Source organism: Kribbella jiaozuonensis, assembly GCF_005233875.1.
GTDB classification, from domain to species: Bacteria; Actinomycetota; Actinomycetes; order Propionibacteriales; family Kribbellaceae; genus Kribbella; species Kribbella jiaozuonensis.
On record NZ_SZPZ01000004.1, the window covers coordinates 979008 to 991530 of the forward strand.

The 12523-nt window shown below is 69.5% G+C and carries 11 protein-coding genes; 4 read left to right on the plus strand and 7 right to left on the minus strand.

All coding sequences use genetic code 11. The features are described from left to right. Positions 1-195: 195 nt before the first annotated feature. From FDA38_RS30665 to FDA38_RS30675, 3 genes are all read right to left on the minus strand, one after another. A complete protein-coding gene (locus tag FDA38_RS30665; protein ID WP_137257575.1) occupies positions 196-2886 on the minus strand; it encodes an ATP-dependent RNA helicase in 2691 nt (896 codons plus the stop codon). A gap of 54 nt (positions 2887-2940) precedes the next feature. After that, a complete protein-coding gene (gene pdxS / locus FDA38_RS30670) occupies positions 2941-3834 on the minus strand; it encodes a pyridoxal 5'-phosphate synthase lyase subunit PdxS (protein ID WP_137257576.1) in 894 nt (297 codons plus the stop codon). A gap of 72 nt (positions 3835-3906) precedes the next feature. Continuing rightward, the gene (locus FDA38_RS30675) at positions 3907-5262 is read right to left on the minus strand and encodes an aminotransferase-like domain-containing protein (RefSeq protein WP_137257577.1); all 1356 of its coding nucleotides are present in this window, start codon (positions 5260-5262) and stop codon (positions 3907-3909) included. A 66-nt stretch (positions 5263-5328) separates the two neighbouring features. Here FDA38_RS30675 and FDA38_RS30680 point away from each other — a divergent pair, with 66 nt between their 5' ends. Together FDA38_RS30680 and FDA38_RS30685 are read left to right on the plus strand one after the other, a co-directional pair. Next, positions 5329-6984 carry a bifunctional 3'-5' exonuclease/DNA polymerase gene (locus FDA38_RS30680; RefSeq protein WP_137257578.1) on the plus strand — a complete coding sequence of 552 codons (1656 nt, stop codon included), beginning with the start codon at positions 5329-5331 and terminating at the stop codon, positions 6982-6984. Between the two features lie 76 nt (positions 6985-7060). After that, positions 7061-7252: a hypothetical protein gene (locus tag FDA38_RS30685; RefSeq protein WP_137257579.1), complete on the plus strand. Its 192-nt coding sequence runs from the start codon at positions 7061-7063 to the stop codon at positions 7250-7252. On the opposite strand, the gene FDA38_RS30690 is transcribed toward FDA38_RS30685, so the two are convergent. Continuing rightward, positions 7253-8203: an RNA polymerase subunit sigma-70 gene (locus FDA38_RS30690; RefSeq protein ID WP_137257580.1), complete on the minus strand. Its 951-nt coding sequence runs from the start codon at positions 8201-8203 to the stop codon at positions 7253-7255. Continuing rightward, entirely contained in the window at positions 8200-8694 is a 495-nt protein-coding gene (locus FDA38_RS30695) for a hypothetical protein (protein WP_137257581.1), read from the minus strand. The genes FDA38_RS30690 and FDA38_RS30695 overlap by 4 nt, the downstream gene beginning before the upstream one ends. 77 nt (positions 8695-8771) lie before the next feature. Between FDA38_RS30695 and FDA38_RS30700 the strand changes: the two genes are divergently transcribed. After that, entirely contained in the window at positions 8772-9548 is a 777-nt protein-coding gene (locus FDA38_RS30700) for an S-methyl-5'-thioadenosine phosphorylase (RefSeq protein ID WP_137257582.1), read from the plus strand. Next, the gene (locus FDA38_RS30705; protein ID WP_137257583.1) at positions 9545-10576 is read left to right on the plus strand and encodes an NAD-dependent epimerase/dehydratase family protein; all 1032 of its coding nucleotides are present in this window, start codon (positions 9545-9547) and stop codon (positions 10574-10576) included. Before FDA38_RS30700 ends, FDA38_RS30705 begins: the two co-directional genes overlap by 4 nt. Here the strand turns inward: FDA38_RS30705 and FDA38_RS30710 are convergent. Both FDA38_RS30710 and FDA38_RS30715 read right to left on the minus strand, forming a co-directional pair. Beyond that, the gene (locus tag FDA38_RS30710; RefSeq protein WP_137257584.1) at positions 10550-11707 is read right to left on the minus strand and encodes a sensor histidine kinase; all 1158 of its coding nucleotides are present in this window, start codon (positions 11705-11707) and stop codon (positions 10550-10552) included. The two genes, FDA38_RS30705 and FDA38_RS30710, sit on opposite strands and share 27 nt — an antisense overlap. Beyond that, on the minus strand, positions 11704-12402 hold the full coding sequence (locus tag FDA38_RS30715) for a response regulator transcription factor (RefSeq protein ID WP_137257585.1): 699 nt from the start codon (positions 12400-12402) through the stop codon (positions 11704-11706). The genes FDA38_RS30710 and FDA38_RS30715 overlap by 4 nt, the downstream gene beginning before the upstream one ends. Positions 12403-12523 lie beyond the last annotated feature (121 nt).

Below are 12523 nucleotides of genomic sequence, written 5' to 3' on the forward strand. Positions count from 1 at the left end.
CGAGCCCCGGACCCTGCGACTGGCGGCCGAACAACCCGATTTACGCCTGCGACACTCGTCCCCCACGCTCGCCGTCCTGCACCGGAGTCGCGACCGACGCGCCGAATCCGATCCCATTTCGTGACCTCGAAGCAATTGCCTCGATACTTGTCCTGACAATGTGGGCCGCAGGCAACCGAACCCGGATTACCCGGTTCAGCGGCGAGGTTTCGGCCGCTTGGTCGGGATCGCGGTGAGCGGATCCTCCGGCCACGGATGGCGGGGATAGCGGGCTCGCAAATCGGCTCTGACCTGGGGATAACCCTGTTTCCAGAACGAGGCGAGATCGCTGGTGATCGCGACCGGGCGCCGGGCCGGCGACAGCAGGTGCAGGACGACCGGGACCCGACCGTCTGCCACAACTGGAGTGGCAGTCCAGCCGAACACCTCCTGCAGCTTCACAGCGAGGACCGGCGGCTCGGCACCGTCGTACGTGAGTCGAACCTCTGAGCCCGACGGGACCTTGAGCCGTTCCGGTGCGAGTTCGCCGAACCGGGCTGCCGTGGGCCACGGCAGCAGTCGCCGGAGTGCCGAAGCCACGTCGATGTGGGCAAGATCGCGCGCGCCGCGCACCGAGGCGAGCTCGGTCCCCAGCCAGTCGTCGAGCTGGGCGAGGAGTGCCTCGTCATCGACCGCGGGCCACGGGGGTCCGAGGTGGGCATGGCAGAACGCGAGCCGTTCCCGCAGGGCGATCGCGGCGTCCGACCAGCGCAGTACGGACAGACCGCTGCGCCGGATGCCGTCGCGGACGGCCGCTTGGACCAGCAGCGGGTCGGGCTTCGTCAGCGGTACGTCGTTGAGCACGATCGCACCGAAGGTCTCCACCCGCCGCGTCACGATTCGCCCGTCGTCCCAGCGGATCTGGTCCGTGGTCGAGACGAGGTCGCCGGCGATGTCTCGCGCTGTCTGCTCATCGATCGGTGCGGCGGAACGGATCCTGGCATCGGCGCGACCGGGAGCCCGGTCGGCAACCGCGATCGCCAGCCAGGCCGTGGTCCGCAGCGGAGACTGCGGATCGAGCGCGGCACCCGTACCACCAGACATCTGGTACGTCGCTGAGTCGGCCGCCCGGATCCGCGCGATCCGATCCGGATATGCCAGGCCGACCACAACCCCCACCGCAAGATCGTCCGGAAGCACGCGCGTCCCACCACCAACCGCCGTCCGCACTCCGCCACCAGCCGCCGTCCCCACTCGGCCACCAGTCGCCGTCCGCACCCCGTCGCCGCCCGACGGGTCGCCGCCCGACGGGTCGCTGGCCGACGGGTCGCTGGCCGACGGGTCGCTGGCCGACGGGTCGCTGGCCGTCGGGCCGCCGGCCGTCGTGGGCTCGTCGCGTCCGTCGGGTCCCCGCCGAGCTACATCGCCTCGGCCAAGGCGCTTCGCCTCTTCTCGCCAGCGGGCCGTTGCTCCGCGGTCCTGGCCACGGCGGAGGGCTCGCCACCGAGCCGGCAGGTCGTCGCCGAAGTCGCGGCCGGAGTCGTCCGAGAGCATCGCGACGACCTCGCGGGCCCGGTCGGCGCCGACCCGGGGCGACCCGTCGAGCAATGCACGAGCCAACCGGGGATGCGCCCCGATCGCCGCCATCTGCCGTCCCCGCTCGGTGATCCGGCCTTCGTCGTCAATGGCATCGAGGCGGCGCAGCAACTCGGTCGCCGCAGTCATCGCCACCACCGGCGGCGCCTCGAGCAAGGTCAGACCGTCGCCACCCGGGGCACCCCACGCCGCGAGGTCGAGAGCGAACGCGGCCAGATCGGCGATCGCGATCTCCGGCGCCGGATGATCGTCGAGATGCGTGTGGTCGGTGGCAGACCAGCACCGATAGACCCGGCCGGGAGCCTCCCGCCCGGCGCGACCCGCTCGCTGGTCGGCCGACGATTTCGAGACCCGGCAGGTGACCAGCGCACCGAGGCCACGGGACTGATCGGTCCGCGGCTCCCGGGCGAGACCCGAGTCGACCACGACCCTGACCCCGGGCACAGTCAGCGAGCTCTCCGCGACCGACGTGGTGACGACGATCCGGCGAGTGGCCGCCGGCGTCAACGCGCGTTCCTGTTCAGCCCTGGACTGGCGACCGAACAACGGCAGGACATTCTCACCGGCCAACCGACGAGCCACGCCGTTGATCTCGGCCTCCCCCGGGACGAACACCAGGATGTCGCCGTCGTTCTCGGCCAGTGCACGCCGTACGACGGCCGCGACGTGATCGAGCAGGCGCGGGTCGACGCGGCCACCGGGAAGCAGCGGCACCGGGATCGGTGGCGGGACCCACTCGGTCGCCACGTCGAACAGCGCCGCGGACGCGGTGATGACAGGCGCCATGCCTAATGCGCGGCTCAGCCTGACCGTGTCCGGCGTGGCCGATGTCGCGACGAGCGCAAGGTCGTCCCGGAGATTCGCCCGGATGTCGAGGCAGAACGCGAGCAGCAGATCGGCATCGAGGTGCCGCTCGTGGCACTCGTCGATCACGATCGCGGCGACACCCGGCAGCTCCGGGTTCTGCTGCAGACGCCGTACCAGAAGGCCCGTCGTCACGACCTCGACGCGGAGTCCTGGGCCGCCGCTGCGTTCACCGCGCATCGCGTAGCCGATCCGCTGCCCGAGCGGCTCCCCGACCAACTGCGCCAGCCGGGTCGCAGCCGCGCGGGTTGCCATCCTCCGCGGCTCGGCGACGACGATCGTGCCCCCGAGCGCGTCGGCCAGCGCAAGCGGGAGCAGCGAGGTCTTGCCCGATCCGGGCGGCGCGACCAGCACCGCAGTACCGCGGGAACGCACCGCGTCGACCGTGGCAGGCAAGACTGCCCGAACAGGCAGGTCCGCCCCCGGCACAGACGTTTCAGGCAGCACGCCCTGACGCTAGCCGACGGCCCACGCCGCCAGGAGCGGCGTGAGCCGAAACCCTTACCAGCCGCGCTCGGCGAGCCGGTGCGGCTGCGGGATCTCGTCGACGTTGATGCCGACCATCGCCTCGCCCAGGCCGCGGGAGACCTTGGCGATGACGTCGGGGTCGTCGTAGAAGGTGGTGGCCTTGACGATCGCCTCGGCGCGCTGGGCCGGGTTGCCGGACTTGAAGATGCCGGAGCCGACGAACACGCCCTCGGCGCCGAGCTGCATCATCATCGCGGCGTCGGCCGGGGTGGCGATACCGCCGGCGGTGAACAGGACGACGGGCAGCTTGCCGAGCTCGGCGACCTCCTTGACCAGCTCGTACGGCGCCTGCAGCTCCTTCGCGGCGACGTACAGCTCGTCCTCGGGGAGGTTCTGCAGCTTGCGGAGCTCCTGGCGGATCTGGCGCATGTGGGTGGTCGCGTTCGACACGTCACCGGTGCCGGCCTCGCCCTTGGAGCGGATCATCGCCGCGCCCTCGGTGATCCGGCGCAGCGCCTCGCCCAGGTTGGTCGCGCCGCAGACGAACGGCACGGTGAACTGCCACTTGTCGATGTGGTTGGCGTAGTCGGCCGGGGTGAGCACCTCGGACTCGTCGATGTAGTCGACCCCGAGGCTCTGCAGCACCTGGGCCTCGACGAAGTGACCGATCCGGGCCTTGGCCATCACCGGGATCGAGACCGCGTTGATGATCGAGTCGATCATGTCCGGGTCGCTCATCCGGGAGACGCCGCCCTGCGCACGGATGTCGGCCGGGACCCGCTCCAGCGCCATCACCGCGACCGCACCGGCGTCCTCGGCGATCTTGGCCTGCTCGGCGGTGACGACGTCCATGATCACGCCGCCCTTGAGCATCTCCGCCATACCGCGCTTGACCTTTGCGGTACCGGTCTGGTTGTCCTGGGTCACTGCTTCCTCCTGGTCGTGGGGCTCTTCTCCAGATTAGGAGGTGCCGGGCACCTAACCTCAGTCCACCTCGGATCAAGTGGACTGAGTCATCGCGTCGCCCAGCCGGGCGACCACCAGCCGCAGCGTCGCGGGTGGCGCGGTGAACGGGATCCGGATGTGGCGCCGGTCCGTGCCTTCGGGTGTGAACAGGTCGCCTGAGCCGAGCAGGAGGTTCTGCTCGCGTGCCGCCTCGAGCACTCTGCGTGCTCTGGTCTCGGTCAGCTCCAGCCACAGCGTCATACCGCCGGTCGGCGTGGGCCAGGCCACACCGTTCAGCGTCTTCAGTCCAGCCTCCAGTGCGGCCAGGTTGGCGCGGAGACGGGTACGGCGGCGGCCGATCACCTTGTCGAGCTTCGGGACGATCGCCCGGGCCAGCAGGTCGTCCAGCGCACTCGGCGACGCCACGCTGAGCTGTGCGGCCGTGTTGATCCGGCGGCGGAGCTGCCTGCCGGTCCTGACCCATCCGACCCGCAATCCACCCCAAACGGTCTTCGACAGCGACCCAACACTCACAGTCCTGGGATAACGGCTCAGCGGCTCTGCCTGTTGCCCATTCGCCAACCAGAGCGGTCGCATGGTCTCGTCACTGATGAGGGCAGCGCCGTACCGGCGTGCTATCTCCACGACGGTCTGGCGACGATCCGCCGGGAGGCTGAGCCCTGTTGGGTTGTGGTTGTCGGCCTGCAGGTAGATGACCTTCGGGCGATGGCGCCGGCACAGGTGGGCGAGCTGATCGGTGTCCCAGACGCCAGCCGGCCAGCCGGCCACGTCCAGCCGATGCTTGCGCAGCAGATCGAAGGCAGCCGGGTACGTCGGGGTCTCGGTGATAGCTACGCCCGGCCCCAGGTCCAGTCCGGCCAAAGCGGCGTTCAAGCCGGCCGCGGCGCCCACCGTGAGCGTCAACTGTTCCGGCTCGGTCGGTACGCCTTCGATGGTCAACCGCTCCGCCAGCGCTGCCCTGAGCTCAACCGATCCACCTGGCGGCGGTCCATCACCACCCATCGCCTGCGGCAGACCGTCCTGGATGATCTGGGCCGCCGCCTCAGCCACGTCATGCGGCGCGGCCGTGGTCGCGAACCGCAGGTCCAGCACAGGCTGGTCCCCCGCCGTCACCGTGGACGCCGGCGCCACCGGATCCAGCAGCCGGTCCAGTGGACGTACCACAGTCCCGGAACCCCGCTTGGTCTCCAGTACGCCGTCCCGCCGCAGGTTCTCCAACGCCCGTACGACGGTCACCCGGCTGACCCCGAGCCGCTCGGCAAGGACCCGCTCCGACGGAAGCCGCGAACCGATGGACAGGTCGCCGCGCTCGATCCGCCGCAGTACCAGGCCTTCGACCTGCTCCGTCTTCGTACCGTCCGCCGTCTCCAGATCCCCCGCGCGCCACATAAGTCCACTATCCCACCACTGGCCTGATGGCCTCGGACTGTCCGTCCCGGGTGCTTGTATTTGCGTATGGACGAACGGTGGGCGATCGGCCCGGAGGACGGCGGCGGCGCCACGCTCGTCGCGCTGCATCCGGACGGGCAGCCCGCCGGGGAGATCCGGCACGAGCCCGACCTGGTCGCGGCGGTTGCGTCGCGGCCGCACGTCACTCGCTGGGTGTGGCGCTCGTCGGCCGAGATCTATCCGCGCCTGCTTGCCGCCGGAGTCCGGGTCGAGCGGTGCTACGACCTCGAGAACACCGAGGGCCTGCTGCTCGGCCACGAGGGCCGCCTCGGCGAGCCACGATCCGCGGCCGCTGCCTGGGCACGCCTCAGCGGTGCGCCCGTCCCACCAGACCCGCCGATGCGCGCCGTCGTACCGGGTGAGCAGTCGTCGCTGTTCGACATTCCTGCCGAGCCGATCGCGTTCCAGGCCCTGCTCAGGGTGTACGCCGATCAGCTCCGCCGGCACGACCTCGCGGAGCACCCGGACCGGATGCGGTTGCTCACGGCATCGGAATCGTCCGCGATGCTGATCGCCGCCGAGATGGATCGCGCAGGCCTGCCGTGGAGCGCGCAAGCCCATCGCGACGTCCTGAGCGAGCTGCTCGGCGAACGCTTCGGCGGTACGGGCGAACCACGCCGGCTGACCGAGCTCGCGGACGAGATCTCGGCCGCGTTCGGTCATCGGGTCCGGCCCGAGCTGCCGGCCGATGTACTGAAGGCGTTCAAGCAGGCCGGGCATCAGCTGAAGTCGACCCGGCGATGGGAGCTCGAGACGATCGACCATCCGGCGGTCGCGCCATTGGTCGAATACAAGAAGCTGTATCGGATCTACACCGCCAACGGCTGGTCCTGGTTGAACGACTGGGTCCACGACGGCCGCTTCCGCCCCGGCTTCGTCCCCGGCGGCACAGTGTCCGGCCGCTGGATCACCAACGGTGGCGGCGGTCTGCAGATCCCGAAGGTGATCCGTCGCGCGGTCGTCGCCGACCCCGGCTGGCGTCTCGTCGTCGCCGACGCGTCCCAACTCGAGCCGCGCGTCCTCGCCGCCATCTCCCGCGACCGCGCACTGATGGAGGTCTCCAGCGATGCCGGTGATCTCTACAAAGCCGTGTCGGACCAGGCGTTCTCGGGCGACCGGGCGCAAGCGAAGCTCGCCGTACTCGGCGCGATCTACGGGCAAACCTCAGGAGATGGCCTGAAGAACCTGGCCATGCTCCGCAAGCGATTCCCCCAAGCCGTCGCGTACGTCGATGACGCGGCTCGCGCCGGTGAAGAGGGTCGGCTGGTCCGCACGTACCTCGGCCGCACCTGCCCGCCCACCGGCCATCCGCTCGACGCCGCCCTGCTCGAAGGGCCGCCCGCGGACGTCCCCGCGACCGACCCGCGCCATGCCAGAGCGCGCGGTCGCTTCACCCGGAACTTCGTCGTACAAGGCAGTGCGGCCGACTGGGCGCTCCTGCTACTCGCCGCCCTCCGGCAGGCGCTGACGCCGTTGAAGGCCGAACTGGTTTTCTTCCAGCACGACGAGGTCATCGTGCACTGCCCGGCCGACGAGGCCGAGCAGGTGGCGGACGCGATCCAGCAGGCCAGCAATCTGGCCGGCACTCTCACCTTCGGTCCGACGCCGACCAATTTCGCATTTACGACGGCAACCGTCGAAAGCTACGCGGACGCAAAATAGTTTCAAACGACCTATTACCCCTCGCCGTCGATAACGTCTGCGCAATTCGTTGTCCGACTGACAGAGGGAGAACGTCATGGCATTCAGCAAGAAGAAGGAACAGGCCCGCGACGCTGTCGCCAACGGCGGCAAGACCAGCGGCAAGCAGGCCAAGAAGGCAACCCAGGCCGGGCACCTCGGCGACGACAACCGGGTCTATCACCGGGGCAAGGTCGTCGGCGACTTCTCCAACCGCACCCGCAAGCAACCCAACGAGCACGGCGCCTGATCACACCGTCGCGGGTAATCCGTAGAGTTTGTGGTTCGTGGTTTCGAAGGCGGTAATTTCGGCGATTCGGTTGTCCTCGATGCGGAAAATGTCGAGCGCGAAGAGCTGATAGGACGTCATACGCGGGGGTAAGAGATAGGCCGCGAGGGTGGGTTGGCGGTTGATCGTGGTCGGCAGGAAACGCCAATGACCGCGGTACTCCGGGGTGAGGTTCGGGATCAGCGAACGCACCGCATCCTCGCGGCCTTCGAACCAGAACGGGTACGGCGGCATCGTGATCCGGACGTCCTTGTGCATCAGCGATGCGAGCGCATCCGCGTCGACGTTGTCCCACGCGGTCATGTATTGCCGCAGCAGTTCGCGTTCGTCGGCGGAGACGTCGGCAGCCGACCACTCCGAGCGGTGCGACGGTAGGTGCTCACGGAGTACAGGACGGGCTCGCTGAAGAGCTGAGTTCACGGCAGCCACCGAAAGGTCCACGGCAGCAGCAGTTTCGCGCGCCGACCAGCCCAGCACGTCGCGGAAGATCAGCACCGCGCGTTGCCGTGCCGGCAGGTGCTGGATCGCGATCAGGAACGCCAACTCGATCGTCTCCCGCCGGATCGCGACCGCGTCCGGCTCCTCCGCCCGATCCAGCAGTACGTCGGGAAACGGCTGTAGCCACGGCACGTCCTCGCGCGCCGGAAGGGCCGTCGACGGGAACGACGCAGGCTCGAGCTGGTACGGCAGCACTCGGCGCGGCCGCCGTACGTCGATGCACGCGTTGGTCGCGATCCGGTACAGCCACGCCCGCACCGAGGACCGGCCCTCGAAATCGTCCAGCCCGCGCCATGCCCGCAGGAACGTCTCCTGCACCAGGTCCTCGGCCTCGTCGTACGAACCGAGCATCCGGTAGCAGTGCACGCGCAGCTCGTGCCGATAGCGCTCGACGTGCTCCTCGAAGCTGTTCATTTCCCGTCCTCGAGCTCGATCGTGGTCGGCATCGGCGCGTGGCCGGCCAGCCGGAACCAGCTCACCAGCCGCCGGTGCCGCAGGTCCCGGGTCGACACTACGACGTCGTTGTGGAACCGTCGCGCCAACTGCACCCGGCGCATCGCCAGCGTCAACTCCCCCGCCCACGGCTCGATATCGGTGCCGGTGGCATGGATCGCGCGGGTCAGCGCGGACTCTGCCTGCTCACGGACCTCCAGTACGTCGAGCGACGCCGCGCGAGCCCGATGCGCCGCATCGAGCAACAACAACGCGGAAGCCGGGTCCAGGATGTCGCTGCCGGCCAGCTCCGCGACCAGCGCGGACCGGCGCGCCAGCTCCGTCTCCAGCGACGCGCGAGCGAGATCGACCCGATGGTGCAGCCGGTCGAGCCGGCCGGCCGTCCAGCTCGCGTAGGCGCCGAACAGCAGCAGCACCGTGCCCACCGCGAGCAGCACCCAGGAGATCTCCACGCACCCATTCTTACGGAGCGCTGACGGTCCGCCCGGATTCGCCGATCGCCTCGCTCGCCGCTACTAGCGTCGGGGCCATGGCTGACATCGGCGTGATCGGCGGTTCCGGGTTCTACTCGTTCCTCACCGACGCGGAAACCATCGAGCTCGACACCCCGTTCGGCGCACCCAGCGAGCCGCCGGTGGTCGGGGATCTCAACGGCCGCCAGGTCGCGTTCATCCCCCGGCACGGCGCCGACCACCGGTTCCCGCCGCATCGCGTCAACTACCGCGCGAACCTCTGGGCCCTGCGCGAACTCGGCGTCAGCCAGGTCCTCGGCCCGTGCGCAGTCGGCTCGTTGAAGCCCGAGCTCACTCCCGGCACCTTCGTCGTCCCGGACCAGTACGTCGATCGCACCTGGGGCCGAGGCCACACGGTGTACGACGTGCACCCGGTCGTCCACACCGCGGCCGCCGACCCGTACTGCCCCGTCGGTCGTGACACGGTGATTGCCAGCGGCAACGTCGTACCCAATGGCACGATGGTGGTGATCAACGGCCCGCGATTCTCGACCCGGGCCGAGTCGCAGTGGCACGCGGCCCAAGGCTGGTCGGTCGTCGGCATGACCGGCGCACCCGAGGCCGCGATCGCGCGCGAGCTCGCCCTCTGCTACACGTCGATCGCCGTCGTGACCGACCACGACGCGGGCGTCGAGACCGGCGGCGGCGTCACACAGGCCGAGGTCTTCGAAGCGTTCAAGCACAGCATCGAGCGGCTGCAGGACCTGCTGAAGGACGTGATCAGCCAGCTCCCCAAGCCCGACGCGGACTGCAGCTGCCACCACGCCCTCGACGGTACGGCGGCGGCCCGATGAGAGTTCTGCTCACCGGCGGCGCCGGCTTCATCGGGCAACACGTCCATCACCAACTAGTTGCCGAGGGCCACGAGGTCACGGTCCTGGACTCGTTCCGCCCGGACGTCCACGCCCACAAACCCACGCCTCGCCCCGGCCTGATCGTCGGTGACATCCGCGACGCCGACTGCGTCGCCCAGGCGCTCGAGGGCATCGACACAGTCATCCATCTCGCCGCAAAGGTCGGACTCGGCGTCCACCTCGACGACATCGACGACTACGTCTCCACCAACAGCCTCGGTACGGCGATCCTCCTCAAGGCCCTCGCTCACGCGAACGTCCGCCACCTCGTCTACGCCAGCTCGATGGTCGTGTACGGCGAAGGCCGCTACGAGTGTGACGAACACGGTCAGGTCGCGCCCGGCCCCCGCCGTACCGATGATCTGGACGCCGGCCGCTTCGAGCCGCCCTGCCCGTACTGCGGCGCGCCGCTCCACCCCGGTCTCGTCACCGAAGACGCCGTACTCGATCCGCGGAACGCCTACGCCACCAGCAAGCTCAGCGGCGAACACCTAGCCGCCACATGGGCTCGCGAGACCGACGGCCGCGTCACCGCACTCCGCTTCCACAACGTCTACGGCCCCGGCATGCCCCGGAACACGCCGTACGCCGGAGTCGCCGCGATCTTCCGCTCGGCGCTCGAACGAGGCGAAGCGCCCCGCGTCTTCGAGGACGGCCGTCAGCGCCGCGACTTCGTCCACGTCCGCGACATCGCAACCGCCGTCACCATGTCAGCCGCCGCGCTCCCCCACCAGCCGTCCTTCACCGCCTACAACGTCGGCAGCGGCACCGTGCACACCATCGGAGACCTGGCCACCGAGCTGGCTCACAGCGGCCCGAGCCCGGTCATCACCGGTCAGTACCGTCTCGGCGACGTCCGCCACATCACCGCGTCCTCGGACCGGCTGAAGCACGACCTCGGCTGGAAGCCGGTCTACGACCTGGCCACCGGACTACGCGATCTAGTTGTGAGTGGCAACCGGCGGTAGGTCGATCTGGAAGGCGCACCCGCCGTCGACGTTGGTCACGCCAATGCTGCCGTCGTGGGACTCGACCACGCCGCGCGCGATCGCCAGCCCCAGGCCGCCGCCACTCGAATGGTCGGCCACGGCCGGCGACGGCGTGCGCTGCTCGTCGCCGCGCCAGCCGATGTCGAAGACGCGCTCCAGGTCGTCGTCCGGGATGCCGCCGCACGCGTCGGTGACGGCCAGACGCACGCGCCCGTCCGTCTCGCGATCGACCGCGAGCGTCACCGTGCCGCCGGACGCCGTGTGCCGGATCGCGTTGCCGACCAGGTTCGTCACCGCGCGCGTCAACTCGTCCGGATCCCCTTGTACGGCGAGCCGATCGTCGTCCACAGGCGTCGACAACTTGAGGCAAACGCCCGAAGCCCGCGCGTGTTCGTTGTTCTCCCCCGCGACGTCCTCGGCCAGCTCACGCAGACTGACCGCGGACCGACGCGTCGGCAACGGCGCCGCCGACAACCGCGACAGCTCGAACAGGTCGTCCACGAGCCCGGTCATCCGATCGACCGTCGACCGCATCTGCCGCAACGCACCCGGTACGTCGTCGATCACGCCGTCCTCGAGCCCCTCCGACACAGCCCGCAGCCCGGCCAGCGGCGTCCGCAGATCATGCGACATGAACGCGACCAGCTCCCGCCGGCTCGCCTCCAACGCCCGCTCACGCTCGTGCGACGCTGCCAGCTTCTTCCGCGTCATCTCCAGCTCGTTCGTCAGGTCGGCCAGCTCGGCGGGCACCGCCCCGGTCAGAGCTTCCGGCGCGTCGTAGGACGTACCGAGTTGGCGCAACCGCCGCCCGACGTTACGCGACCCCGTGGTGATCCAGTGCCCGAGAATCACCGTCATCGCCAGCCCGAGCAGCGCGGCGAACGCGAGCGTCCACAGCACCACCCACGAGTCGTGCTCGGAGATGAACATCGCCCGCACGCTCTGCAGTACTGCGGCCAGCGCGGCCGCCATCGGCGCGAGCCCCGCGACGATCAGCGTGACCCGCAACGAGCGCCGCCGGAACTGCCACAGAACCGCCGCGCCGACCGCCGCCACCACCAACGTCCACAGCGTGGTGAGCGCGAAGATCGTGAACATGTCCTTGTTCATGCTGCGTCGCCCGCAAACAGATACCCGGTGCGCGGCACGGTCAGCACCAGCTTCGGATCCGACGGATCGGCTTCGATCTTCTCCCGCAACCGCCGTACGTGCACGGTGACCGTCGACGAGTCACCGAAGTCCCAGCCCCACACCCGTCGCAGCAGCTCGGCCTTCGTGTAGGCCTTACCCGCATGCGAGACGAGGTACGCGAGCAGGTCGAACTCGCGGTGCGTCAGCGACAACTCGTCGCCGTTCAGGTACGCGCGTCGCGCCGCGGTGTCGACCATGACCGGCCCGGCGCTCAGCTTGGTCGGCGTCAGGTCGAGCCCGGCCAGCCGCTCCTCGCGCCGCACCATCGCCTGGACCCGCAATGTCAGCTCACGCGGGCTGAACGGCTTGACGACGTAATCGTCCGCGCCGACCTCGAGTCCGACCAGCCGGTCCTCCTCCTCGCCGCGCGCCGACAGCATGATCACTGCGGCGCCGTCGTCGGCCGCGCGCATCCGGCGCAGTACCTCGAGGCCGGACAGTCCGGGCAGCATCACGTCCAGTACGACGACGGACGGTTTCCACTGCTGCCAGACCTCGACCGCCGACACGCCGTCCGCCACCACGCGAGCGTCGTACCCGGCCTTGGTCAGGTACGCGGAGACGACGTTGGACACGGTCGGGTCGTCATCGACGACGAGAACACGAGTAGCCACGCTCAGAGCGTAGATCGTCCGGTCGGCGCGAGGCGGCACCAGCGCCGGAACGCAGTACGACGTAAGCGATCCGTAGCCGCGTTCTGCCACCGCGCCGACGCGTTCGTCCTTACCGTCGAAG

Coding starts and splice junctions, on each gene's coding strand:
- FDA38_RS30700 (WP_137257582.1), top strand. CDS start 8,772: ATGGCTGACATCGGCGTGATCGGCGGTTCCGGGTTCTACTCGTTCCTC.
- FDA38_RS30685 (WP_137257579.1), top strand. CDS start 7,061: ATGGCATTCAGCAAGAAGAAGGAACAGGCCCGCGACGCTGTCGCCAAC.
- FDA38_RS30675 (WP_137257577.1), bottom strand. CDS start 5,262: ATGTGGCGCGCGGGGGATCTGGAGACGGCGGACGGTACGAAGACGGAG.
- FDA38_RS30705 (WP_137257583.1), top strand. CDS start 9,545: ATGAGAGTTCTGCTCACCGGCGGCGCCGGCTTCATCGGGCAACACGTC.
- FDA38_RS30690 (WP_137257580.1), bottom strand. CDS start 8,203: ATGAACAGCTTCGAGGAGCACGTCGAGCGCTATCGGCACGAGCTGCGC.
- FDA38_RS30710 (WP_137257584.1), bottom strand. CDS start 11,707: ATGAACAAGGACATGTTCACGATCTTCGCGCTCACCACGCTGTGGACG.
- FDA38_RS30680 (WP_137257578.1), top strand. CDS start 5,329: ATGGACGAACGGTGGGCGATCGGCCCGGAGGACGGCGGCGGCGCCACG.